20 protein-coding genes and 1 riboswitch are annotated in these 22,124 nt (G+C 66.4%); of the genes, 15 read left to right on the top strand and 5 right to left on the bottom strand.

Annotated elements, in window-relative coordinates:
• The first annotated feature begins 78 nt into the window (after positions 1 to 78).
• The 6 genes from ACYVG8_RS19170 (at position 79) to ACYVG8_RS19145 (ending at position 4,271) form a co-directional block, all read left to right on the top strand.
• Positions 79 to 456, top strand: a complete 378-nt coding sequence (locus tag ACYVG8_RS19170; RefSeq protein WP_315385506.1) for a helix-turn-helix domain-containing protein — start codon at positions 79 to 81, stop codon at positions 454 to 456.
• A gap of 6 nt (positions 457 to 462) precedes the next feature.
• Complete coding sequence (locus ACYVG8_RS19165; RefSeq protein ID WP_460746623.1) at positions 463 to 1,278, top strand: type II toxin-antitoxin system HipA family toxin; 816 nt, start codon at positions 463 to 465, stop codon at positions 1,276 to 1,278.
• A gap of 66 nt (positions 1,279 to 1,344) precedes the next feature.
• Entirely contained in the window at positions 1,345 to 1,575 is a 231-nt protein-coding gene (locus ACYVG8_RS19160; RefSeq protein ID WP_028500245.1) for a hypothetical protein, read from the top strand.
• A 360-nt stretch (positions 1,576 to 1,935) separates the two neighbouring features.
• Positions 1,936 to 3,072: an RNA ligase RtcB family protein gene (locus tag ACYVG8_RS19155; protein ID WP_460746622.1), complete on the top strand. Its 1,137-nt coding sequence runs from the start codon at positions 1,936 to 1,938 to the stop codon at positions 3,070 to 3,072.
• A complete protein-coding gene (gene prfH / locus ACYVG8_RS19150) occupies positions 3,072 to 3,692 on the top strand; it encodes a peptide chain release factor H (protein WP_460746620.1) in 621 nt (206 codons plus the stop codon). The genes ACYVG8_RS19155 and prfH overlap by 1 nt, the downstream gene beginning before the upstream one ends.
• 42 nt (positions 3,693 to 3,734) lie before the next feature.
• Positions 3,735 to 4,271, top strand: a complete 537-nt coding sequence (locus tag ACYVG8_RS19145; protein ID WP_028500248.1) for a flavin reductase family protein — start codon at positions 3,735 to 3,737, stop codon at positions 4,269 to 4,271.
• 5 nt (positions 4,272 to 4,276) lie between these two features.
• Here the strand turns inward: ACYVG8_RS19145 and ACYVG8_RS19140 are convergent, their stop codons facing one another.
• The 3 genes from ACYVG8_RS19140 to ACYVG8_RS19130 are packed head-to-tail and all read right to left on the bottom strand — an operon-like array spanning position 4,277 to position 8,059.
• Entirely contained in the window at positions 4,277 to 5,122 is an 846-nt protein-coding gene (locus tag ACYVG8_RS19140; RefSeq protein WP_460746618.1) for an HvfC/BufC family peptide modification chaperone, read from the bottom strand.
• Positions 5,119 to 5,988: an MNIO family bufferin maturase gene (bufB, locus tag ACYVG8_RS19135; protein WP_107888983.1), complete on the bottom strand. Its 870-nt coding sequence runs from the start codon at positions 5,986 to 5,988 to the stop codon at positions 5,119 to 5,121. Before bufB ends, ACYVG8_RS19140 begins: the two co-directional genes overlap by 4 nt.
• 13 nt (positions 5,989 to 6,001) lie before the next feature.
• Complete coding sequence (locus tag ACYVG8_RS19130; protein ID WP_460746617.1) at positions 6,002 to 8,059, bottom strand: ferritin-like domain-containing protein; 2,058 nt, start codon at positions 8,057 to 8,059, stop codon at positions 6,002 to 6,004.
• A 224-nt stretch (positions 8,060 to 8,283) separates the two neighbouring features.
• On the opposite strand from ACYVG8_RS19130, the gene ACYVG8_RS19125 reads away from it, so the two are divergent.
• From ACYVG8_RS19125 to ACYVG8_RS19090, 8 genes are all read left to right on the top strand, one after another.
• Positions 8,284 to 11,145: an RHS repeat-associated core domain-containing protein gene (locus ACYVG8_RS19125; RefSeq protein ID WP_051529037.1), complete on the top strand. Its 2,862-nt coding sequence runs from the start codon at positions 8,284 to 8,286 to the stop codon at positions 11,143 to 11,145.
• A 189-nt stretch (positions 11,146 to 11,334) separates the two neighbouring features.
• Positions 11,335 to 12,960: a methyl-accepting chemotaxis protein gene (locus ACYVG8_RS19120; RefSeq protein ID WP_460746615.1), complete on the top strand. Its 1,626-nt coding sequence runs from the start codon at positions 11,335 to 11,337 to the stop codon at positions 12,958 to 12,960.
• An 11-nt stretch (positions 12,961 to 12,971) separates the two neighbouring features.
• Positions 12,972 to 13,436, top strand: a complete 465-nt coding sequence (locus ACYVG8_RS19115; protein ID WP_460746614.1) for a chemotaxis protein CheW — start codon at positions 12,972 to 12,974, stop codon at positions 13,434 to 13,436.
• Positions 13,433 to 14,668, top strand: coding sequence for a CheR family methyltransferase (locus ACYVG8_RS19110; protein ID WP_460746612.1), 1,236 nt, complete (start codon positions 13,433 to 13,435; stop codon positions 14,666 to 14,668). Before ACYVG8_RS19115 ends, ACYVG8_RS19110 begins: the two co-directional genes overlap by 4 nt.
• Positions 14,661 to 15,335: a chemotaxis protein CheW gene (locus tag ACYVG8_RS19105; protein ID WP_460746611.1), complete on the top strand. Its 675-nt coding sequence runs from the start codon at positions 14,661 to 14,663 to the stop codon at positions 15,333 to 15,335. Before ACYVG8_RS19110 ends, ACYVG8_RS19105 begins: the two co-directional genes overlap by 8 nt.
• Positions 15,335 to 17,575, top strand: coding sequence for a hybrid sensor histidine kinase/response regulator (locus tag ACYVG8_RS19100; protein ID WP_460746609.1), 2,241 nt, complete (start codon positions 15,335 to 15,337; stop codon positions 17,573 to 17,575). The genes ACYVG8_RS19105 and ACYVG8_RS19100 overlap by 1 nt, the downstream gene beginning before the upstream one ends.
• Positions 17,572 to 18,633, top strand: coding sequence for a chemotaxis-specific protein-glutamate methyltransferase CheB (gene cheB / locus ACYVG8_RS19095; RefSeq protein ID WP_460746608.1), 1,062 nt, complete (start codon positions 17,572 to 17,574; stop codon positions 18,631 to 18,633). The genes ACYVG8_RS19100 and cheB overlap by 4 nt, the downstream gene beginning before the upstream one ends.
• Positions 18,630 to 19,649: a diguanylate cyclase gene (locus tag ACYVG8_RS19090; RefSeq protein ID WP_051529039.1), complete on the top strand. Its 1,020-nt coding sequence runs from the start codon at positions 18,630 to 18,632 to the stop codon at positions 19,647 to 19,649. Before cheB ends, ACYVG8_RS19090 begins: the two co-directional genes overlap by 4 nt.
• Positions 19,650 to 19,679: 30 nt before the next feature.
• Here the strand turns inward: ACYVG8_RS19090 and ACYVG8_RS19085 are convergent, their stop codons facing one another.
• Entirely contained in the window at positions 19,680 to 20,258 is a 579-nt protein-coding gene (locus ACYVG8_RS19085; protein ID WP_028500257.1) for a HupE/UreJ family protein, read from the bottom strand.
• 250 nt (positions 20,259 to 20,508) lie between these two features.
• On the opposite strand from ACYVG8_RS19085, the gene ACYVG8_RS19080 reads away from it, so the two are divergent.
• A complete protein-coding gene (locus tag ACYVG8_RS19080; protein ID WP_028500258.1) occupies positions 20,509 to 21,072 on the top strand; it encodes a YIP1 family protein in 564 nt (187 codons plus the stop codon).
• A 31-nt stretch (positions 21,073 to 21,103) separates the two neighbouring features.
• On the opposite strand, the gene ribB is transcribed toward ACYVG8_RS19080, so the two are convergent.
• Positions 21,104 to 21,766, bottom strand: a complete 663-nt coding sequence (ribB, locus tag ACYVG8_RS19075) for a 3,4-dihydroxy-2-butanone-4-phosphate synthase (protein ID WP_028500259.1) — start codon at positions 21,764 to 21,766, stop codon at positions 21,104 to 21,106.
• A gap of 158 nt (positions 21,767 to 21,924) precedes the next feature.
• A riboswitch (FMN riboswitch) is annotated at positions 21,925 to 22,088 on the bottom strand.
• Between the last annotated feature and the right edge of the window lie 36 nt (positions 22,089 to 22,124).

Below are 22,124 nucleotides of genomic sequence, written 5' to 3'. Positions count from 1 at the left end.
TTGCTCAATGTATTTAGCAAATACTCTTGCTGCCCCGTATGATGAAAGCGTCTTCATCCTCTGCCGTGAGGTGACACCATGGCCCGCACACATCCCCCCCTGTCTCCGGCGCTGCAGAGAATCGCCAGATCATTCGGCGAGCGACTGCAGCTGGCACGTAACCGCCGCAAGCTGTCGGCAACGCTGTTTGCCGAACGCATCGGCGTTTCCAGGAATACCCTGCAAAGGGTGGAAGACGGCGACCCCGGCGTGTCGCTGGGTACCTACCTGCGCGCCCTGCGCGTGCTGGGTCTGGAGGACAATCTCGATGCGCTGGCCAGGGATGATGAACTGGGCCGCAAGCTGCAGGACATGGCGTCGATGGGCGGGCTACGCGGGCAAGCCCCGGCTGAACCACACCCCTCCTGTCCGGCGATCCCCCCGCCGCCACGAATCCGCGACAGGAAAAAGGATTGAACACCGATGCCGACACAAAGGACAGCAAGGGTTGGCCTGCAGGTCTGGCTCGATGCGCCGGAAATCTGCGAGCGCATTCAGATCGGCACGCTGTATCCAAACATGCAGCAGACAGGCCTTGCTCCACCGTTTGCATATACCGAAGATTGGCTGGGAAACAAAAACTGCTTCATGCTGGACCCTCGCCTTGACCTGTGCGTCGGTGACCAACATCCGGCTTCAGAACGAGGCTTCGGCGTATTCCTGGACTCGGCGCCTGACCGCTGGGGCAGCAAACTGATTCAGCGCCAGGAAGTACTGAAGGCAAAAGCAGTACAGCGCAGCCCAAAGCTGCTATCGGGTCTGGAACTGATGCTCGGGGTTCACGACTTCACGCGTAGCGGTGCACTCCGGTTCTGCTACCCGGGGGGAAACTTTCTGGATGATGACACCACCTATGCAGTGCCCCCTGTCACCAGCCTGAAAACACTCTCTGCCATTGCCCTGGAGCTGGACGACGATAACGCGGAAGACAAACCGGAGTATGAACACTGGCTGAGCATACTGGTTGCGCCAGGTTCATCCCTGGGCGGCACACGGCCCAAGGCCGTCTTCGCGGAGAGGGACCACTCACTATGGCTGGCCAAGTTCCCGGGAAGAAATGACACTCATGACTGGGGCCTCTGGGAATATCTTACCCACCAGCTTGCACGCAAAGCCGGCATTGACGTCCCGGAGTCGGAATTGCTGTCGTTCGGGAAGGGCGACCATACCTTCTGCGTAAAACGGTTTGACCGCAATCCTGCTGCCCGACGCTACCCACCTTCACTCCTCAGGTACTGACTGATTTTCCTCATCTCGCAAAAACACTCATTCAGCGGCGAAGGCAAGCTCAGACGGGAATCAACCATGAGATTATCAGAAATAAAAAGCAAGTTAATCAGCATCCTTACCAAGGAAATAAGCCTTGGGCCCGGTTTTTTAATCCAGCAAGACCTTGAATTATTGATCCTGCACGTAGAGCAAGACAAATTGACCAAGATCGACGGAGAAAATATTGCAACTCATGTCTTGGCTAATTACTTGCATGAAAACACTGAGGAAATAGAAGAGCTGATTGATTGGGTTACGAGAGGATGACTTGCCCCGATAATCCCTCTCGTTTCCCACGATATTCAAGTAGAAACCGGGCAACCAGGCCTGATCGCCTGCGGGCTGTCGCGCCAGCCATGCCGCGAGGTGTTTGCGCCTGCAACGCTGCCACCCGCGCGTTGGCATGGCAACGCCCCCTGTTGCCATGCCAATACACTGGCGTTACCATGCGCCGCTCTGTCCCACTCAACCCGCACTGCAAAGGAGGAAAAATCATGCGCCAACCTTTACCTCTCCGCAGACCCCGCCTGGGTTGATCGAAACACCTCCGCTGCCATTCAGCGTCTTCGCATTGCCCGGGCCCCGGCCTGCCATATCAGTCTTTTTTCTTTCTGATCTGGAATTTTCATGGGCAATTGCATTCAGCACCTGGCCGCCGGCGTCACCCTGATCGCCGCGGACAACACCTGGATCGACGGCGACGCGATCCAGCAACTTCATACCACCCTCACTCTGCCCGGCATGCGCCACGTTGCCGGGATGCCAGACCTCCACCCTGGCCGGGGCTATCCGGTCGGCGCCGCCTTTTTCTCGCTCGGCCGTTTGTACCCGGCCCTGATCGGCGGTGATATCGGCTGCGGCATGGCGCTGTGGACCACCGACCTCGATGCGAGGAAAGTCAGCCTCGACAAGCTGGAAAAACGGCTCGGCAATATCGACACCCCGCTCGACGACGACTGGCAAGCACTGGTGTCCACCCTCGCGCCGCCGGACACCGGGTTCGACCCGGCACTGGGCACGATCGGCGGCGGCAACCATTTCGCCGAGCTGCAACGGCTGGACCACATCTACCAGCCGGCCGCGCTGGAGGCACTGCAGCTCGATGCGCGGCAACTGCTCCTGCTGGTGCACAGCGGCTCGCGCGGGCTTGGCCAGTGCATTCTGCAGCAACAGGTCAGCCAGTTCGGCCATCGCGGTCTGGAGCAGGGCAGCCCGGCATGCGCGGACTATCTGGCCCGGCACGCCACCGCCCTGCACTTTGCCGAAGCAAACCGCGAACTGATTGCGCGGCGCATGCTGGCACGCCTGCATGCAGACGGCGAACCGGTGCTGGACATCCACCACAATCTGGTGGTGCCGGCGACCCTTGGCGGCGAAGCCGGCTGGCTGCACCGCAAGGGCGCCACCCCGTCCAGCGCCGGACCGGTGGTGATCCCGGGTTCGCGCGGGGATTTCAGCTATCTGGTCGCCCCCCGGCCCAGCGAGGACAGTCTGTTCTCGCTGGCACATGGCGCCGGGCGCAAGTGGATGCGCAGCGAGTGCAAGGACCGGCTGGCCCGGCGCTTCACGCCTGCCCAGCTCAGCCGCACCAGACTGGGCAGCCACGTCATCTGCCGCGACAAGCAGTTGATGTACGAGGAAGCGCCCGAGGCGTACAAGCCGATCGACAGCATCATCGACGCGCTGGTTCAGGCCGGACTGGTCACGGTGCTGGCGCGCCTGCGCCCGGTACTGACCTACAAGACTCACGGGGAGTGCTGCTGATGATCCTGCTGCAACTCTCTGCCGCGCAGGGGCCGGCCGAATGCTGCCTGGCCGTGGCCAGGGCACTGGCCTGCCTGCAACACGAAGCGGCGCAAGCCGGTATCCGCACCGAACAGCTCGAACGCGAGGACGGCGAACAGCCGGGCACGCTGCGCTCGGTCTTGCTGAGTCTGGATGGTGACGGGGAAGACTCGCTGGCCAGCCGCTGGGAAGGCACGATCCAGTGGATCTGCGCCAGCCCGTGGCGTCCCCGTCATCCGCGCAAGAACTGGTTTATCGGTGTCGCACGCTGCGAAGCGCCGTCGACGACGCTGGCCGACGAGATTCGTTTCGAGGCCACGCGTTCGTCCGGTCCCGGCGGCCAGCATGTCAACAAGACCGAATCCGCCATCCGCGCCACCCACGTCGCGACCGGCATCAGCGTCAAGGTCCAGACCGAACGCAGCCAGCATGCAAACAAGCGACTGGCTATGCTGCTATTGGCGCACAAGCTCGCCTGCCGCGATGAGGAAATGAATGCCGCGCAGCGCGGCCTGCGCCGGCAACTGCATCGGCAGGTCGAGCGCGGCAATCCGCGGCGGGTGTTCAGGGGAGAAGGCTTTGTTCCCCTCTCATCCTGAACCGACGCCCCTGCCACGCGGCCCACTGCCCAGGAGTCCCGCATGTCCAGATCCCCCTTCCCGCTGTCCCGCGTCTATGGCCTGCTCGAACCCGGTCCGGTGCTGCTGCTCAGTACCGCGCACCAGGGCCGGGCCAATGTCATGACCCTGTCGTGGCATACCATGATGGAGTTCGAGCCGCCGCTGGTGGGCTGCGTCGTCAGCGACCGCGACTTCAGCTTTGCCGCGCTGAAAGCCACGCGGCAGTGCGTGCTGAATATCCCGACGGTGGAGCTGGCACAGAAGGTCGTGGACTGCGGCAACTGCTCGGGCCGCGATACCGACAAGTTCGCCACCCTCGGCCTGACGCCGCTGCCGGCGGAGCAGGTCGCCGCACCGCTGGTCGCCGAGTGCTACGCCAGCCTGGAATGCCGGGTGGTCGATACCCGGCTGGTGAACCGCTACGGCTTCTTCGTGCTCGAGGTCGTGCAGGCCTGGCTGGATGCCGACCGCAAGGACCCGCGCACGCTGCACCATCGCGGCTACGGGGCGTTCATGCAGGCCGGGGAAACGATCCAGTTGCCGTCGAAAATGCGGTAAGCCTGTCACCCCGCCAGCCGCAGCAGCCCCAGTTGCTGCGCCAGCGGCAGCCACAGCAGCAGTTCGACGGTCAGCGTCGCCAGCGGCTGCCCGCTGAGCGTGGCCGAACGCTGCAGGGCGGCAGGGCCGTCCAGGCCGTCATTCAGTGCCTGCAGCAGATGGTATTGCCACGGGTCGAGCGGGTGCAGTGCCACCCGCCAGTGCTGACGGGCCACCGCCAGATAGCTGGCGGCCGGCTCGGGGGCCGGCGGGACCGGGCCGTCCAGCTGCAGTTGCCGCCAGTACGGCAGCAGCGGCAACGACAGTGCCAGCGGCCGCACGCAGGCTGGCACCGCCAGCAGCGGCAGTTCGCTGCCGGCAGCCAGCGCCAGCATCAGCCCGTCCGCCAGCGGCGCGTGATCGTTCTCGGGACCGGGCGCGCGCAGCGCCTCGGTATAGGCCCGTTCCAGCCGGGCCAGTTCCACCGGCAAGTGCGCGGCAGCGGGCGCCTGCGGCGGCAGGCTGGCGGCGAGGAAGTCGGCAAAGCCGGCACCAAGGTCGTACATCGAGGGCGAACGTGACGGCTGGCGCGCCAGGTAGGCACGGGCAAAGAACCCGAACAGCGGCGCCTCCAGCACCCGCAGCAACAGCGGATAGTCGGCCTGCAGGCACTCCAGCAGCCGCTGCCAGTAACCATGGTGATACACGCCAAGCCGGTCGCGGATGGCGCCGCGCGGCGGGGCGGCGATCATGTCCTTGCCGGTTGCCGCGCCGCGGGCGGCGGCCAGGGTCAGGCCATGTTCCAGCCCGCCACTGGCGGTCATGACCGTCAGCAGCCAGTATTGGCTGTCCATCAATGCGCTTCGGCTCATGTCATGGGCACTCCGGCGCCGGGCAGGGTGTGGGGCGCTTCGCGTTGCAACAGCTGCCGTGCCAGATCCAGTTCGGCCAGCAGGGCCGGATACGGCGGAATGTCGGCATCCCATTCCAGCAGCGTGCTGGCGCCACCGCACAGCTGCTGCGCCAGCAGATACAGCTCCCACACCCGCGACGGCACCGGGTGGTCATGGGTGTCGATCAGGATATCGCCGCAATCGCTGGGGCCGGCCAGATGCATCTGCACGATATGGTCGGCCGGCAACTGGCGGATATAGTGTTCCGGGTCGAAACCGTGGTTGTAGGCCGAGACGTACACATTGTTCACGTCCAGCAGCAGGCCGCAGCCGGTGTCCTGCGCCAGCCGGGCCAGGAATGCCCATTCCGGCACGGTGGATTCGCGAAACTGCAGATAGCTGCTCGGGTTCTCCAGTACCAGCGGCCGGCCAAGGAAATCCTGCACCGCCGCCACCCGCTGCCGGACATGGCGGTAGCTTTCCTCGGTCAGCGGCAGCGGCAGCAGGTCGTGCGAGTTGACCGACGCCACGCCGGTCCAGCACAGATGATCGGAAATCCATGCCGGGCGGATGTCGTCGGCCAGCTGGCGCAGCTGCGCCAGGTAGCCCCGGTTCAGCGGGTCGCTGCTGCCGATCGACAGCGAGACGCCATGCATCACCACCGGTCGCGTCTCCCGCAGCCGGTCCAGCACATGACGGGCATAGCCGTGGTGGTTGATGAAGTTCTCGCTGATGACCTCGAACCAGTCCGCACCGGCGCCGTGCTGCATGATGTGCGACAGATGCACATTGCGCAGACCGACGCCGAAGCCGAGATGGGGCAGGCCGAGCCGGGGCTGGGTCATGCGGGGCTCCCGGTCAGGTCGACGGCGGCAGGGCCAGACGCAGGTCGGTCGGTGCCGGCGGCTCGCCGGCGGTCTTCCCGCGCTGCGCCATGACTTCGCCATAGGCCTGCCAGGCCTTGTCGTACACCGATTCGCCAACGGCGAAATCGAGCGGTTCGCCAAACGGTTCGCTCTGGTACGGCGGGCCGGCGAAGTCGTACAACTGCATCTGGCCGTCCCTGGGGAACATCTGCGAGGCCGAGATCGGCACCGCACAGCCACCGAAGCTCTTGCACTTGTTGTCGCCGGGCGCGCTGTACAGATCGGCATCCGGCGACGGGCCGCCACACAGCACCTGGCCGCCCTTGTCCACGGTCGGTGAGCGCCCGCACATTGCCTGCGCCGCCTGCCCGGTGGCCGGCGCACGGTGTGCCAGCGCCGAACAGGAATGGCCACCCCCGCTGTCACTGTCGCACTGCACGAAGCCACAGCCGCCTTCCGCCCGGCAGCTGTTGGAACCGCGACAGGTATGGTAGATCTCGATGGCGGCACAGCTGTCGCCGCTGCTGCCGTCCAGGCTCATGCCCTGACAGGCGTGATACAGCGTGCCCGGATCGCGCTGGCCGATATCCAGCGACAGGTCCGGCGCCATGCCGAACACGGCCCAGCACAGCGAGATGCGATCGCCGGAGCCGACCATGGACGGATACGGGAAATCCATGCCCGGATGTTGCCAGTAGTCGTTCAGCACCGTGGTGATGCCGGCGATGGCGCCGACCGAAACCTTGCTCAGCACCGGCCACATCGTGGTCTGGTCCTGCTTCAGCCGGTTCAGTGCACCGGCCACCGCATCCGGCGCCGGGATATTGGCCGGCGCGGTGGCCGGGTTGTAGTCGGCGTTGGTCAGCAGGCTGGCACTCCAGCTGTTGCCGCGCTGGTGCCACTGTTCCCAGGTTTCGACGCCGGGCAGCAGCAGCGCCAGTGCGGTAAAGCGTTCGAAGTGGGTCAGCGCCGAGCTGTCGTGCCGCGCATGGGCGTCGGCGGACGGTGCAGGGTCGCCGCTGCCGGTATAGGACGGGTAGTCGACTTTCAGCGCGGCGAAGTCCTCGCGATACTTGCCCTGCACCACCTGCAACTGCAAGCCGCGACGATAGCGGGCAATGCCGATATCGCTGCCTTCACCCTGGTCGGTGATGGCGCTCATCATGTCGATGGCCTTGTTGAACGAGGTATCGACGCCCAGCCCGTCTTCGGCGGTGAATCGGGTGTCGAAATGCGGGAACTCCATCATCGGATGGCCGGAGCCCTGGGCGTGGCTGTTGAACATGTCCTGCTGCACCGAATCGGCCCGGAACAGTTTCTGCCACAAGGTTTCGCCGTCCTGGTATTCGATGCTGATGTACTGGGCCAGGCATTCGTACATCCAGCCGATGGTGCCGAACATCGGCAGGTCATTGACGCCCTTGTCCGCTGTCCAGCCACTGAACGGCACGGTCGGGAAGTATTTTTCCTGTACCGACGGCGGCTGTCTGGCCAGTTCGGCGCGGGCATCGGCCTCCGGCTGTTCGATGGCGCGGAACAGTGCGATCTGGTTGTCGTTCAGCGCTTCCAGGTTCACGCGGACATGGCGGTAGGTGTCGGTGTCTTTCAGGTCGATGATGTGCGGCAGCACCGAGTGCTGCGGTCCGTAGCAGCGCCAGCCGAGGCCGGTCTTGTCAACCAGCGCCGCCGGAGTGAAGTCCGGCTGCTCACCGATGGCGTTGGCCAGGTTGGCGGCCATCTGCAGGTGCAGCATCTCCTGGATGAACACGCTGAAGATCAGGTTGAACGCGCGCTGGTTGTCGGTGGCCGGCCTGGCGCTGGCTGACGCCCCCGGCCATTGCCTGCCCTGGTAGTAGTCCAGCTGCTTGCTGTTGATCTGGTGCGTGCCCTGGATCGAGTACAGCGTGGTCATGTACAGCGGGATGGTGAACAGCTCGACACTGACCGCTGCCTGCACGATGGCGCGCACGGCGGACGTGTCGCTGGCCAGACAGTCCAGGCTGCGATCGTCGACCAGGGTGATGCTGTTGCCGAGGACAGGGATTTCCATTGTCATTCTCCGAAGGAGGATTCGATGAGAGCGGGTTATTCCGCAATGCGTTTTATGACAATAGATTTAAAATGAATTTAGTAAAGCTTGTTTTTTCTCACGGCCCCGGCCGCCTGACGGCAGCGCGTGCCGTCAGGCGACGATCGGCACCGGTGCAGGCAGGTACGTGGTCTAGAGTGACAATCACAGGATGCACTTCCCGCTCCCCCTGATTACCTGATGCCATGCCAACCCAAGCCGACCCCGCCACTGCCCGGCGCTGCCAGGGCACCCCCACGGTCACCGTTGTCGATGCACGCGGGCTGCCGGTGCGCACGATCCGCTACAACCGCACGCTGGATACCGACCTGCCGGATGAGTGCATCACCCGGCAAACCTTCACGCCGCCGGGCTGGCAGGCAACCCGTCTCGACGCCAGGCTGGGCGACGCCTGGCAGGCTGATCCGGCAACGCCGCCCAATTTCCGCTATGCGTGCTCACTGTCCGGCCGCGTGCTGCAGGTCTGCAGCCAGGATGCCGGCGACCTGCACGCGCTGTACGACATCGAGGGCGGCGTCCGGCTGCACCAGCATGGCAGCCGACGACTCGAGCAGGCGTTCGACCTTCTGCACCGACGGGTCACGATTCGTGAAAGCACTGATGGTATCGACCGGATCAGCGAGCGCCTGCGCTACGCCGACCGCGATGCCCCGGCCGGCAGCAATTTGCATGGCCGGGTCTGGCAGCAGTACACGCCGGCCGGCATGATACAGATGCCAGCCTACGGTCTGACCGGCCAGCCGCTGCTCAGCCGGCAGCAGTTCCTGCTCGACGCGGTAGTGGACAGCGACTGGTCCGGCAGCGATCCGGCAACCCTGGGATCCGCGCTGGCGGAAGAGATCTACACGACGCGCTGGAGCTGGAATCCGCTGTCCCAGCAGAGGCAGAGCATCGATGCGGCGGGCAACCGGTTGCAGCAGGACTATGACATCTCGGGCCGACCGGCCGCCAGTGCATTGCGGCTCCCCGGTGCAAGCACCGCGCAAGCCGTTTTGTCCGCCATCGACTATACCGCTGCCGGCCAGGTCCGTTCCGAGACGGCCGGCAACGGCGTCGTCACCGAGTACAGCTACGAGCCGCAGACCCGGCGGCTTGCGGCGCTGGTCTGCCACCGGCCGGCACGGTCGGGGCGCCGCGCCACACTGCAGGCACTGACGTACGGCTACGACCCGGTTGGCAATCTGCTCTCGCTCTCGGATGCCAGCCAGCCCACCCGGTTCTCCGCCAACCGTCGCATCAGCCCCGACAGCCAGTATGAATACGACGCCCTGTACCAGCTTCATCAGGCTGTCGGCCGGGAAAATGCCACGGCCAGCCAGCAGACTTCGGCATTGACATCCCCGATCGTCCCGCTGTGCACCGACGACAGTCTGCTCAGTGGCTACACCCGGACCCATGACTATGATCGCGGCGGCAACCTGACCGCGATCCACCATAACGGCGCCAGCGCCTATACGCTGGCAATGATCGTGGCGCAAACCTCGAACCGCGCCGTCCGCCAGACCGGCGACCTGACGCCCGCAGACATCGACGGCCTTTTCGATGCGTGTGGAAACCTGCTGCAGCTGCAGCCGGGCCAGCCGCTGGCCTGGAATACCCGCAACCAGTTGCAGCGCTGCACGCAGGTGTCCCGTGACGGCGCCAGCGACAATTACGAAGACTACCGGTACGACAGCCAGGGACGGCGGGCGGCAAAGCAGACCGTCACCCTGACCGGCGGGACGATCCGCCGCAGCCGGGTTCTCTATCTGCCCGGGCTCCAGCTCCGCCAGACGCGGCAAACCGTGGACGGTGTCGACACCCTGGTCGAAAGCCTGCAGCTGGTGCAGCTGGGCAATACCGGTCGCCAGTCGGTGCGCCTGCTGCACTGGGATACGGGATGCCCTGCCGGTCTCGCCAACGACCAGTGGCGCTACAGCCTCGACAACCAGACCGGTTCCTCCATGATCGAGCTGGACCGGCAGGCCGACATCGTCACCCGCGAGGAATACTATCCCTATGGCGGTACGGCAGTCTGGTCGGTCCGCAGCACCGTCGAGGCCGATTACAAATACCTTCGCTACTCGGGACAGGAACGCGATGCCAGCGGCCTGTACGACTACGGTTTCCGCTACTACGCCCCGTGGCTGGGCCGCTGGCTGAATCCGGATCCGGCCGGCACGGTGAACGGACTGAACCTGTACTGCATGGTGGGAAACAATCCGGTCGTCAACCGTGACGTGAATGGTCTGGTATTCGGCAAGGTGCTGGACAGGATCAAAAAGGGCGCGCTCCCGGCAGTGCCGGTTCCGGGCCATACCGTCAACACCACTTCGCTGGCGTTCCGGGACAGAAGGGAGAGCGTGGCCGGCCCCGGTCCCGGCAGCAATGCAGCAGTGGCAGGCAATCGCTTCCACCGGTTTCTGAATCTGCTGCAACAGGAAGGGGCGGCTCCGCCGGCAGCAGCGGACGTACAGCAACAGGCGCTGGCCAGCTATGCCAGCAAGCACGTCAACTTCGAACATTTCGTCCCGAAGATGGAGGAAAAATACGGTCTGCAACTGATCACCAACAGCGGAGGTGGCGACTGTCTGCTGCATGCACTGGAGGGGCGGAACCTCGGGTTCGAGGAACGCATCGAGCTGCGGGACCAGATCGCACAATCCGCCGCCACCCTGCTCCCTGGCGGGCGGGTCTCCGGTGACGAAATCGCCATGACGCTGATGCAGTCGCTGCCCGGCAACGATCTCACGGCCCTCGCCCTGATGGAAGGCCGCCACCAGGTGTCGTCCGACACGCTGCAGGCAATGATCAAGACCCCGGGCATGTACGGCGGCGACATCGAGATCCAGGCCTACACCGCCCTTCCCCATACACCGGACGCCGTCCATGTGCTGACAGCAGAAGGCAGCGACCGGATTGAAATCCGCCGGCATACTCCCGACGACCGCCTGACGATCTTCAGGGGCCCCCGGACAGAAGCGATGCCGTTCGTCTCCTTGCTGCTGGAGCAGCCGGATATTCCGGTGATCCATCTGGCCGGTTCCCACTGGCAGCGAGCGATCTAGGCGCTCCCGTATCCCCCCGCTTTTCCGGCAACCTCTGCCGCCACCGCAATCACTAATGGTTAATCTTCTACCCAGAGAGTTCAACCATGAAATAATTGCCAGGGTCACCGTCATCCTTGACGCCCGGATCCGAACAATTCGAGAGGCGCGTCCCTCGGTGGGGACCGCCTCCAGCGGGGATACCCACCTATGAAGAACCTGAGCATCCGCCACCGGATCCTCGGCAGTTTTGCCATCATTCTGGCCCTGATGACCCTGATGGCCGGCATTGCCTACTACCAGCTGGCCAGGATCGACCGCGCCGCCTACAGCGTCGAGCACGACACCACGCCGGGGCTGTACTACAGCACCATGATCCGCGGCAACATGACCGAGGACTTCATGCTGACCCAGCGGATCGCACTGGTCGACCGCAATGCGGCCGAGCGCCGTCCCGATCTGGACAAGATGCGCGACAACGCCGCGCGGCTCGATACGCTGATCAAGGGCTACCAGGCCTCGGCCAGCCGCGACAGCGACCAGCGCAAGTTCGCTGCATTCGAACTGTCGCGGGCGCGCTACCATGCCCTGCAGCGCCAGCTGTTCGACGGTCTGGAGCAGCAGGACCGGCATGCCACCGGGCAGCGCTTCGCCGCCTTCCGCGCCGAGCGCGAGCACAATTACGCGCTGATCCAGGACATCGTCAACGAGAACCGCCGCTATCTTGACCGCTCCGCCACCAATATCAGCGAGGCCGTGACCACCTCGCGCATCAGCATGCTGATCACCCTGCTGATCGCGCTGGGCGCCGCCGTGGCCTGTGGCCTGCACCTGTTCCGCTCGCTGACCGTGCCGATGACCCGCGTGGTCGGGGTGCTGGACGAAATGCGTACCGGCGACCTGACCCAGCGGCTGAGGCTGGAGCGCCACGACGAGTTCGGCACACTGGAAACCGGCTTCAACCGGATGTCGGACGAGCTGACCGCGCTGGTCGCCCAGGCGCAGTCGACCGCATTGCAGGTCTCGACGTCAGTGACCGAGATTGCGGCCACCGCCCGGCAGCAGCAGGCGACCGCGACCGAAACCGCCGCGACCACGGCCGAGATCGGCGCCACCTCGCGCGAGATCGTCGCCACCACCCGCGACCTGATGCATACCATGAACGAGGTCTCGACCGTGTCCGAGCAGGCGGCCGCGCTGGCCGGCAGCGGCCAGGAGGGGCTGAGCCGGATGGAAGCCACCATGCAGCAGGTGATGAACGCCGCCGGATCGGTCAACGGCAAGCTGTCCATCCTCAGCGAGAAGGCCGGCAATATCAACCAGGTCGTGACCACCATTACCAAGGTCGCTGACCAGACCAATCTGCTGTCGCTGAATGCCGCCATCGAGGCGGAAAAGGCCGGCGAATACGGCAAGGGCTTCTCGGTGGTGGCATCGGAGATCCGCCGCCTGGCCGACCAGACCGCCGTCGCCACCTACGACATCGAGCTGATGGTGCGCGAGATCCTGTCTTCGGTGTCCGCCGGCGTAATGGGCATGGACAAGTTCACCGAGGAAGTGCGCCGCGGCATCACCGATATCGAGCGCATCGGCTACCAGCTGTCGCAGATCATCCAGCAGGTCCAGGCGCTGGCGCCGGGCTTCCAGCAGGTCAACGAGGGCATGCAGGCGCAGATGACCGGCGCCGAGCAGATCAATCAGGCCCTCGGCCAGCTGTCCGAAGCCGCCCAGCAGACGGTGGAATCGCTGCGCCAGTCCAGCCAGGCCATCGAGGACCTGAATCTGGTGTCGAACGGCCTGCGTCATGGCGTGTCGCGCTTCAAGGTCCAGGCCTGAGTCCGGACAGCATGCTGTTCCTGCTGTTCCACCTCGACGATGCGCGCTATGCGCTGCCCGCCAGCCGGCTGGCCGTGGTGCTGCCACGCGTGCAGACCCGGGCGTTGCCGGCCACGCCGCCCTGGGTCAGCGGCGTGTTCATGCATGACGGGCAGGCGGTGCCGGTCATCGATTTCTGCCGGCTGGTGCTCGACCGGCCGGCGCGCGCGCGGCTGAGCACGCGCACCGCCCTGGTCCACTACCCGCTCGGCAATGGCAACAGCCGCCTGCTCGGGCTGGTGCTGGAGCAGGCCACCGACACCCTGCGCTGCGATCCGGCCGCCTTTGTCGCCACCGGCGTGGATACCGGCGACACGCGCTACCCCGGCCCGGTATGCCATGACCGGCACGGGCTGATCCAGCGGGTCGACATCGACGAACTGCTGCCACCGCCGGTGCGCGCGCTGCTGTTTCCGACCGCCAGGGCTGGTGCATGACCGTCTCCCGCTATTTCATCGACTTTCTGAATGCGGAGATCGGGCTTGATGTCGACTCGATCGGCATCATGCATGTCGAGCGTGCCATCGACGAGCGCCTGCGCGCCACCCGGTCGCCGCATGCTGCCGCCTACCAGGCGCTGCTGCAGACCGACGCGGGCGAGCGTCAGGCGCTGATCGAGGCGGTTGTGGTGGGCGAAACCTGGTTCTTCCGCGACCGCGAAGCCTTCCACACCGCCGCCAGACTGGCACGGCAGCAGTTTGCCGGCGCCCCGCTGCGCCTGCTGAGCCTGCCCTGCTCGACCGGCGAGGAGCCATACTCGCTGGCGATGGCGCTGCTCGATGCCGGCATGCCACCGGACAGCTTCCATATCGACGCCATCGACATCAGCGCCGAGGCCATCGCCGCCGCCGGGCGCGGCATCTATGGCAGCAATGCGTTTCGCGGCCGGCAGCTCGATTTCCGTGCCCGCCACTTCACCGCCGTCGCCGGCGGCCAGCGGCTGAACGACCCGGTGCGGGCCCGGGTGCGCTTTCGCCAGGGCAATCTGTTCGATCCGGCCCTGCTGGCCGGCGAAGCCCCGTACGACCTGGTGTTCTGTCGCAATGTCCTGATCTATTTCGATCGCGATGCCCAGCAACGGGCGATCTCGACCCTGTGCGCCCGGCTGGCGCCGCATGGCCTGCTGTTCGTCGGCCCGGCCGAAAGCGGACTGCTGGTGCGTGCGCAGCTGCGCCCGGCCGGCATCCCGCTGGCCTTTGCCTTCCACCCGCCGGCCACGGACGAGCCGGCCCCGCGCCGGATGCCCCGCCCCGCCCCCCTGCGGTCGCTGCACCTGCCGCCGGCAACACCGGCACCGCGCGCCACGCCACCGCGCATCGCGTTTGCGACGCCGCCGGCCGCCCCGCCGGCGACCGTGGCCGACAGCCTGGACCACGCACGACGGCTGGCCGATGGCGGTCACTTCGACCAGGCCTCGGCCGTCTGCGAACGCCTGATCGACCGCGAGGGGCCCAGCGCGGACCTGCTGTTCCTGCTCGCGCTGATTGCCGATGCCAGCGGCCGGCCGGACGAAGCCCACGCCTGCTACCGCAAGACCCTGTACCTGGACCCCGCCCATGAACAGGCGCTGCTGCATCTGGCCTCGCTGCTGGACAGCCGCGGCGATGCGACCGGCGCCCGCCGGCTGGCGGAACGGGCGCACCGTGCAAGGGGGACCCACGATGTCTGAAGCGTTTACTGATGCCGCCATCGACCAGATCGACGACTGCTGGAACCGGACCGGCATTCGCGGCGATGGCTCCTGCCCGTCGCTGATCCGCTACATCCATTGCAGCCGTTGTCCGACCCATGCGCTGGCAGCCCGGCAGATTCTCGACCGGCTCAGCGTCGACAGCGTCATGGCGGCGGATACCCCGGCACCGGCCGATGACGACAGCGGCCCGCGCCATTCAACCCTGGTGTTCCGTCTCGGCGAGGAATGGCTGGGCTTGCCGACCCGGCTGCTGCGCGAGATTGCCGACAGCAGCCGCATCCACTCCCTGCCGCACCGCCGCACCGGCGGCACGCTCGGCGTGGTCAATATCCGCGGCAGCCTGGTGGTCTGCGTCAGCCTGGCCAGCCTGCTCGGCCTGCCGGCCACACCGGCAGCCGTGACCGGCCAGCGCGCCCGGCCACGGCTGCTGGTGGTCGGGCGCCAGGGGGCGCCAGTGGCATTCCCGGTCGATGACGTGCATGGCATCGAGCGCTTCGCCGACGCCACCCTCACGCCGCCACCGGCCACGGTGGCCGGCCATGGCAATCATTTTTCCACCCGGGTCGCCCGCTGGCGCGACCACGGTGTCGGTCTGCTCGATGAAGCGCGACTGATGGCCGCCCTGAACCGGAACCTTGCCTGATGGCCGACGATCTGAGCCAGTTGCCGCTTATCGACCTGTTTCGCCAGGAGCTGGAAGTCCAGGCCCAGGTGCTCAATGACGGCCTGCTGGAGCTGGAACGCCAGCCCGCCGCCGCCAGACCGCTGGAAGCGTGCATGCGCGCCGCGCACTCGATCAAGGGCGCGGCGCGCATCGTCGGTCTCGAACCGGCGGTGGACATTGCCCATGTACTGGAAGATGCCTTCGTCGCCGCACAGCATGGCCAGCTGGCACTGGACAGCGGCCAGATCGACCTGCTGCTGCGCGCCGTCGACCTGCTGTCGCATATCGCCGACCCGGCGCCACAGGCCCCCGCCGCGCCGGAACTCGCGGCCATGCTCGAGGCGCTGACGACCCTGACCGCCACCGGGCAGGCCGCGCCGCCACCGGCGGCCGGCAAACCGCCACCGGCACCGATCGTCGAACCGGAGGCCGACCCTCCGCCCGGCGGCGACGCCGACACGACCGGCGGCGACCGCTCGCTGCGCGTCAGTGCGGAAACCCTCGACCGGCTGCTCGGTCTGGCCAGCGAGGCCATGGTGTCGTCGCTCAGCCTCAAGCCGTTCGCCGACGCGCTGCTGCGGGTCAAACGGCTGCAGTATGCGGCCGGTCAGGCGCTGGAGGTGCTGCACGAAGCCGCCACCGTGCCTGGACGCCAGGTCGATGAGCACCAGGCCACCGCGCTGACCGACGCGCGCACACTGCTGGCCGAATGCCAGCGCCTGCTGTCGGAACGGCTTGGCGAGCTCGACCGGTTCGACCGCCACTCCGGCAATCTGGCCCGCAGCCTGTATGACGAAGCGCTCGCCTGCCGCATGCGCCCGTTCGCTGACGGGGTCAGCGCCTATCCCCGCCTGGTTCGCGACCTCGGCCGCTCGCTCGGCAAGCAGGTGCGGCTGCAGCTGCTCGGCCAGCAGACCCGGGTCGACCGCAACATCCTCAGCCAGCTCGACGCGCCGCTCGGCCACCTGCTGCGCAATGCGCTCGACCATGGCATCGAAGCCCCGGCCGTGCGGTTGCAGGCCGGCAAGCCGGCGGAAGGCACGCTGACGCTGGAAGCCCGCCACAGTGCCGGCGTGCTGCTGATCCAGCTCAGCGACGACGGCGCCGGCATCGACCTCGATGCCCTGCGCGCCCAGATCCTCCGCCGGGGTCTGGCCAGCGCCGCCACCATCGAACTGCTGAGCACGACCGAACTGCTCGACTTTCTGCTGCTGCCCGGCTTCAGCATGCGCGATGTGGTAACCGACATTTCCGGCCGCGGCGTCGGCCTGGATGTGGTCCATACCATGGTCAAGTCGGTGCGCGGCACCTTGCGCATCACCAGCGAACAGGGCAAGGGTACCCGCTTCACCCTGCAGCTGCCGCTGACGCTGTCGACCGTGCGCAGCCTGCTGGTCGATATCGGCGGCGAGCCATACGCATTCCCGCTGGCCCACGTCGAACGCACGCTGTCGTGGCCACGGACCCAGATCGAGCAGCTGGAGGGGCAGCCCTGCCTGAATCTGGACGGTGTCCGCATCGGTCTGGCCGACGCCGCCCAGATCCTGCAGCTGCCGGCAGTGGAATCGTCGTCCGACGAGGTGGCGGTAGTGGTCATCGGCGAACCACCACAGCAGTACGGGCTGGTGGTCGACCGCTTTCTGTCCGAAGGCATGCTGGTGGTACACCCGCTCGACGCCCGGCTCGGCAAGATCCCGGACATCGCTGCCGGCGCGCTGATGGACGACGGCTCGCCGGTACTGGTGGTCGACGTCAAGGACCTGCTGCGCTCGATCGAAAAACGCGTGGCTGCCGGCCAGCTTGACGCGATCCGCCCCGGCCAGGCCAGTGCGGCGCAGGCGCGGCGCAAGCGCGTACTGGTGGTCGACGATTCGCTGACCGTGCGCGAACTGCAGCGCAAGCTGCTGACCGGCAACGGCTACGAGGTCGCGATCGCGGTCGATGGCATGGACGGCTGGAACGCCATCCGCACCGAGCCGTTCGACCTGCTGATCACCGATATCGACATGCCGCGCATGGACGGCATCGAACTGGTCGGTCTGGTTCGCCAGAGCGCGGCGCTGAAATCGCTGCCGGTCATGATCCTGTCTTACAAGGATCGGGAAGAGGACCGCATGCGCGGACTCGACGCCGGCGCCGACTACTATCTGGCCAAGGGCAGTTTCCATGACAATACCCTGCTCGACGCGGTGCGCGACCTGATCGGAGCGGCACAATGATGAATATCGGCATCGTCAACGACATGCCGCTCGCAGTGGAAGCGCTGCGGCGTGCGATCCTGCTGCGGCCGGCGTGGCGCGTCTGCTGGGTGGCGGGCAATGGTGAAGAAGCAGTCGCCATGTGTGCCTGGCAGACACCGAACCTGATCCTGATGGATCTGGTCATGCCCGGTCTCGACGGTGTCGAGGCCACCCGCCGCATCATGGCGCGCACGCCGTGCCCGATCCTGATCGTGACCGCCGACATTGGCGAAAATGCCGGCCGGGTCTACGAAGCGCTCGGCGGCGGCGCGCTGGACGTGATCGCCACGCCCACGCTGGCCGGCGGGGATCTGCCGCGCCTGGCCGCACCGTTGCTGGACAAGATCGAGCTGCTGTCGCGACGGCTGGTGATGCCGATCGCCCCGGCGCCGGCGCCGGCCCCGGTTGCCGGTACGGCACGGGCCGGAGGCGGCTGCCAGTCGGCGCTGGTGGCGATCGGCGCCTCCGCCGGCGGGCCGGCGGCAGTGGCCGAGGTGCTGCGTGCGCTGCCGGCCGACTTTCCCGCCGCCGTGGTGATCATCCAGCATATCGACGCGGCATTCTCCGCCGGCATGGCGTACTGGCTCGACGAACAATCACCGCTGGAAGTCCGGCTGGCCGGAGAAGGCGCTGCCCTGCTGCCGGGCCGGGCATGGATCGCCGATGGCCGCGCCAACCTGACGCTCGGCGCCGACGGCCTGCTGCACTATGCGCGCACGCCGGGCACTACCGCCTATCAGCCATCGGTGGATGTCTTTTTCCACAGCGTGGCGCAACATTGGCGGCGTGGCGCCATCGGCGTCTTGCTGTCGGGCATGGGCAACGACGGCGCGGCCGGACTCAAGGCACTGCTCGACCGGGGCTTCCCGACCATTGCCCAGGACCGCGCCACCTGCGCGGTCTATGGCATGCCGAAGGCGGCGGCGGCACTTGGCGCGGCAGCCAGCGTGCTGCCGGTTCACCAGATCGCGCCGGCGCTGCGTGCCGCCTGCGCACCCCGGGGCCGCGGCCCCACCCTCGAGGATGTGAGTAAATGACTGACCTGCTGTACCCCCTGGATACCCCGCCACAGGCCCAGGACAACGACCCGATCATGGTGCTGCTGATAGACGATCAGGCGATGGTGGGCGAAGCCATCCGGCGCATGCTGGTCAACATCCCGAACATCGACTTCCACTATTGCTCGAACGCCGAGCAGGCGCTGCAGGCCGCCCGGCTGACCCAGCCGACCGTGATCCTGCAGGATCTGGTCATGCCGGACGTGGACGGGCTGATGCTGCTGCAACAGTTCCGCAGCCTGACGCAGACGCGCGATGTGCCGATCATCGTGCTGTCGTCGCGCGACGACCCGAAAGTGAAGAGCGCCGCATTCTCGCTGGGAGCCAACGACTATCTGGTCAAGCTGCCGGACAGCATCGAACTGATTGCGCGCATCCGCTATCACTCGCGTTCCTACCTGCACCGGCTGCAGCGCGACGAGGCCTATCGCGCGCTGCGCGAAAGCCAGCAGAAGCTGCTGGAAGTGAATCTGGAACTGCAGCAGATGACCCATTCCGACGGCCTGACCGGGCTGGCCAACCGTCGTTATCTGGATGAATACCTGTATACCGAATGGCAGCGCGCCACCCGCGACCAGCAGCCGTTCTCGCTGCTGATGATGGATATCGACGCGTTCAAGCAGTACAACGACACCTACGGTCACCTGGCCGGCGATGAAGCGCTGCGCCAGGTCGCCGCCACCATTCGCGCCGGCGCCACGCGCGCCACCGATCTGGCGGCCCGCTTCGGCGGCGAGGAATTCGCCCTGGTGCTGCCGGCAACCTCGCCGGGCGGCGCGCGGCTGATCGCCGAGAAAATCCGCCTCGATGTCGAGCGCATGGCCATCCCGCACTGCGCGTCACCGACCACCGGCAGCCTGACGCTCAGCATCGGCGTCGCCACACTGGTGCCGCAGCGCGACCAGCCGGTCGATCTGGTGGTCGAACTCGGCGATCAGGCGCTGTATCAGGCCAAGCACGAGGGCCGGAACCGGGTAGTCGGCATGGGCGAATAGGCGGAAGGGGCAGGACGCTGCCCCCCGCCCTCAGCCGGCCAGCAGGCCGACGCCGGTCAGCGCAATCGCCACGCCGGCCGCACGGGCCAGCTGGGTATGCAGACCGACCCGTTGCTGACCGGCGCCGATCAGCAGCCCCGCACCGTGCAGCAGACCGGAGGCGACCACAAAGCCGGCCGCGAAGGCGATGCCGGAAGCATCAGCCGGCATTTCCAGCCCGTGTGCCATGCCGTGCAGCACGGCGAAGGCGCCAATCAGGCCCAGCGCCACGCTGCGGTGCGGACGCAGGGCGAAAGCCACCAGCAGGCCGGTCGCCACGACCGAGGCGGCAATGCCGCTTTCCAGCCCCGGAACGGACACGCCGGACCAGCCCAGCGCGCCGCCCACGGCCAGCATCAGCATGAAGGTCAGCGGGCCCTGCCAGCGGGCCGGGCCGCCCATCTGCCATGACCACAGGCCGACCGCCAGCATGGTCAGCAGATGGTCCAGCCCCGAGAACGGGTGCAGGAAACCGCTTTCCAGCCCGCTGGCGCCATGCCCCGGGTGCGCCTGGGCGGCGGTGCTCAGCAGCAACAGGGCAACGGTCGCGAAAAGGGGAAATTTACGCATGGGCGGTGCCCTCATGGCCTGGCTTCTGCATGCTTTTGTCCTTGATCAATGAATGATGTGCCGCAATCCATTCCGGCCTGCCGGGCAGGCGAAATGGAACGGTCAGGGGCTGCATCTATGACATAAATCGCTGCCGCGGACAATTCCGCTGGCACTTTCTCGCGAATGGCACTGGTAATTATATCGTTCTGCGATATATTTAAATGGCAGCCGTACCCTGGCTGCCTAACCCTTTTGCCGGAGCATGACCATGAACCCCCTGATGTCCGTCCGCATGCTGTGGTCTTCCCGCGCGGGATGGGATGCGCTGTCGCGCACCCACCCGTCGTCATTCCGCAGCTTTGTGCTGATTGTGCTGCCGCTGTCACTGCTGGCGTCGGCAATGATCCTGTATGCCGCCTGGTTCCATGCCGACAGCTATGGCAGCCTGGCCCCGTTCAGCTACTGGCAGGCGGTGGCGCTGACCTTCCTGCTGACCTGCTGGCTCAGCGTCCATGCCATGGCGCAGTTCATTCGCATCGCCGTGCATACCCGCCCCCGCCCGGCCTATGCCGATTGCTACCGGCTGGCCGCCATCGCGCCGATTCCGATCTGGCTGTCGTCGCTGTCGCTGCTGGTCCCGTCGCCGCTGTTCAACGTCGTGGCGGCCGTGCTTGGCCTGCTGGCGTCGGGCGGGCTGATTTTCCATGGCCTGGATGCGCTGTTCGAGCATGACGACTCGGTCCGTACCGAGGCGCTGGCACACACGGTATTCGCTGTCGGCGCCCTGGTCTGGACCCTGATCGTGGCCTTTCTGGCGATGCCGTTCTTCTGAACGGCCGTGCGCCGGGCCGGCCACGCTCCCGTCAGTTGCCCGTCAGCGAACGGCGGTAATCGGCCAGCTCGGCGATGGTCAGCACGGTCAGCCGGTGCTGGTCGGCATAGCGGGCGATCTGCTCGCCGCGCGCCATGCTGCCGTCCGGATTCATCAGTTCGCACAGCACGGCGGCCGGTCGGAAGCCGGCCAGTACAGCCAGGTCCACCGATCCCTCGGTATGGCCGCGCCGCGCCAGCACGCCGCCCGGCACGGCCCGTAGCGGAAACACATGCCCCGGCCGCGCCAGATGTTCCGGACCGGCGTCGGGCGCGGTGGCGGCACGGATGGTCGTGACCCGGTCAGCCGCGGAGACGCCGGTGCTCACGCCGTCGCGGGCTTCGATGGTCACGGTAAAGGCGGTGCTGAAACGGCTTTCGTTGCGGCTGACCATCGGCGGCAGCTGCAGGCGATCCAGCGTGTCGTCGGTCAGGCACAGGCAGACGATGCCGCTGCCATCGCGAATCATCTGCGCCATGACCGGCACAGTCAGCGTTTCCGCCGGGATGATCAGGTCGGCCTCGTTCTCGCGATCGAAATCATCCATCAGCAGGACCGGGCGACCGCGCTGCTGGTCGGCGATGGCCTGTTCGAGACGTCGGGCAAAAGGCAGGGCGCCCAGGACGGGAACCGCAATTTCTTCAAGCAATGACATGTGAAACGCTCCTCGCAATGATTTGGGGCGAAAAACGTTCCAGGGCTGGTGAACAGCCATGCGCCATCGGCGCGACCGGGCCGGCCGGACGCAGGCCACCCGCCTGCAGCAGGCAGGTGCCGTCGATCCGGACCGCGCAGGCTGCGCATCCGTGCATGACTCATCTTCTTTCATCCGGACTCTGACCGTCGGCTCTGGCATTTCACCAGATCTGCTGACCCCGCACGGGTGCGGGCGCTCGCGGGCTTGTCGCGCGGTTTCCGACAGAGGAAACGCGCGGCTTACCGCCGGTGGGGAATTTCACCCCGCCCTGAAGACGCAATCGTGTCCGGACGCAACATGGCGGTGCCTCCGGACG

This window comes from Microvirgula curvata (genome assembly GCF_054781615.1).
This window is presented reverse-complemented; position numbering and strand designations above follow the sequence as displayed.

What these genes read in the sequence shown, in the direction of transcription:
- ACYVG8_RS19170 (WP_315385506.1), top strand. Translation starts at nt 79, where the DNA reads ATGGCCCGCACACATCCCCCCCTGTCTCCGGCGCTGCAGAGAATCGCC.
- ACYVG8_RS19165 (WP_460746623.1), top strand. Translation starts at nt 463, where the DNA reads ATGCCGACACAAAGGACAGCAAGGGTTGGCCTGCAGGTCTGGCTCGAT.
- ACYVG8_RS19160 (WP_028500245.1), top strand. Translation starts at nt 1,345, where the DNA reads ATGAGATTATCAGAAATAAAAAGCAAGTTAATCAGCATCCTTACCAAG.
- ACYVG8_RS19155 (WP_460746622.1), top strand. Translation starts at nt 1,936, where the DNA reads ATGGGCAATTGCATTCAGCACCTGGCCGCCGGCGTCACCCTGATCGCC.
- prfH (WP_460746620.1), top strand. Translation starts at nt 3,072, where the DNA reads ATGATCCTGCTGCAACTCTCTGCCGCGCAGGGGCCGGCCGAATGCTGC.
- ACYVG8_RS19145 (WP_028500248.1), top strand. Translation starts at nt 3,735, where the DNA reads ATGTCCAGATCCCCCTTCCCGCTGTCCCGCGTCTATGGCCTGCTCGAA.
- ACYVG8_RS19140 (WP_460746618.1), bottom strand. Translation starts at nt 5,122, where the DNA reads ATGAGCCGAAGCGCATTGATGGACAGCCAATACTGGCTGCTGACGGTC.
- bufB (WP_107888983.1), bottom strand. Translation starts at nt 5,988, where the DNA reads ATGACCCAGCCCCGGCTCGGCCTGCCCCATCTCGGCTTCGGCGTCGGT.
- ACYVG8_RS19130 (WP_460746617.1), bottom strand. Translation starts at nt 8,059, where the DNA reads ATGGAAATCCCTGTCCTCGGCAACAGCATCACCCTGGTCGACGATCGC.
- ACYVG8_RS19125 (WP_051529037.1), top strand. Translation starts at nt 8,284, where the DNA reads ATGCCAACCCAAGCCGACCCCGCCACTGCCCGGCGCTGCCAGGGCACC.
- ACYVG8_RS19120 (WP_460746615.1), top strand. Translation starts at nt 11,335, where the DNA reads ATGAAGAACCTGAGCATCCGCCACCGGATCCTCGGCAGTTTTGCCATC.
- ACYVG8_RS19115 (WP_460746614.1), top strand. Translation starts at nt 12,972, where the DNA reads ATGCTGTTCCTGCTGTTCCACCTCGACGATGCGCGCTATGCGCTGCCC.
- ACYVG8_RS19110 (WP_460746612.1), top strand. Translation starts at nt 13,433, where the DNA reads ATGACCGTCTCCCGCTATTTCATCGACTTTCTGAATGCGGAGATCGGG.
- ACYVG8_RS19105 (WP_460746611.1), top strand. Translation starts at nt 14,661, where the DNA reads ATGTCTGAAGCGTTTACTGATGCCGCCATCGACCAGATCGACGACTGC.
- ACYVG8_RS19100 (WP_460746609.1), top strand. Translation starts at nt 15,335, where the DNA reads ATGGCCGACGATCTGAGCCAGTTGCCGCTTATCGACCTGTTTCGCCAG.
- cheB (WP_460746608.1), top strand. Translation starts at nt 17,572, where the DNA reads ATGATGAATATCGGCATCGTCAACGACATGCCGCTCGCAGTGGAAGCG.
- ACYVG8_RS19090 (WP_051529039.1), top strand. Translation starts at nt 18,630, where the DNA reads ATGACTGACCTGCTGTACCCCCTGGATACCCCGCCACAGGCCCAGGAC.
- ACYVG8_RS19085 (WP_028500257.1), bottom strand. Translation starts at nt 20,258, where the DNA reads ATGCGTAAATTTCCCCTTTTCGCGACCGTTGCCCTGTTGCTGCTGAGC.
- ACYVG8_RS19080 (WP_028500258.1), top strand. Translation starts at nt 20,509, where the DNA reads ATGAACCCCCTGATGTCCGTCCGCATGCTGTGGTCTTCCCGCGCGGGA.
- ribB (WP_028500259.1), bottom strand. Translation starts at nt 21,766, where the DNA reads ATGTCATTGCTTGAAGAAATTGCGGTTCCCGTCCTGGGCGCCCTGCCT.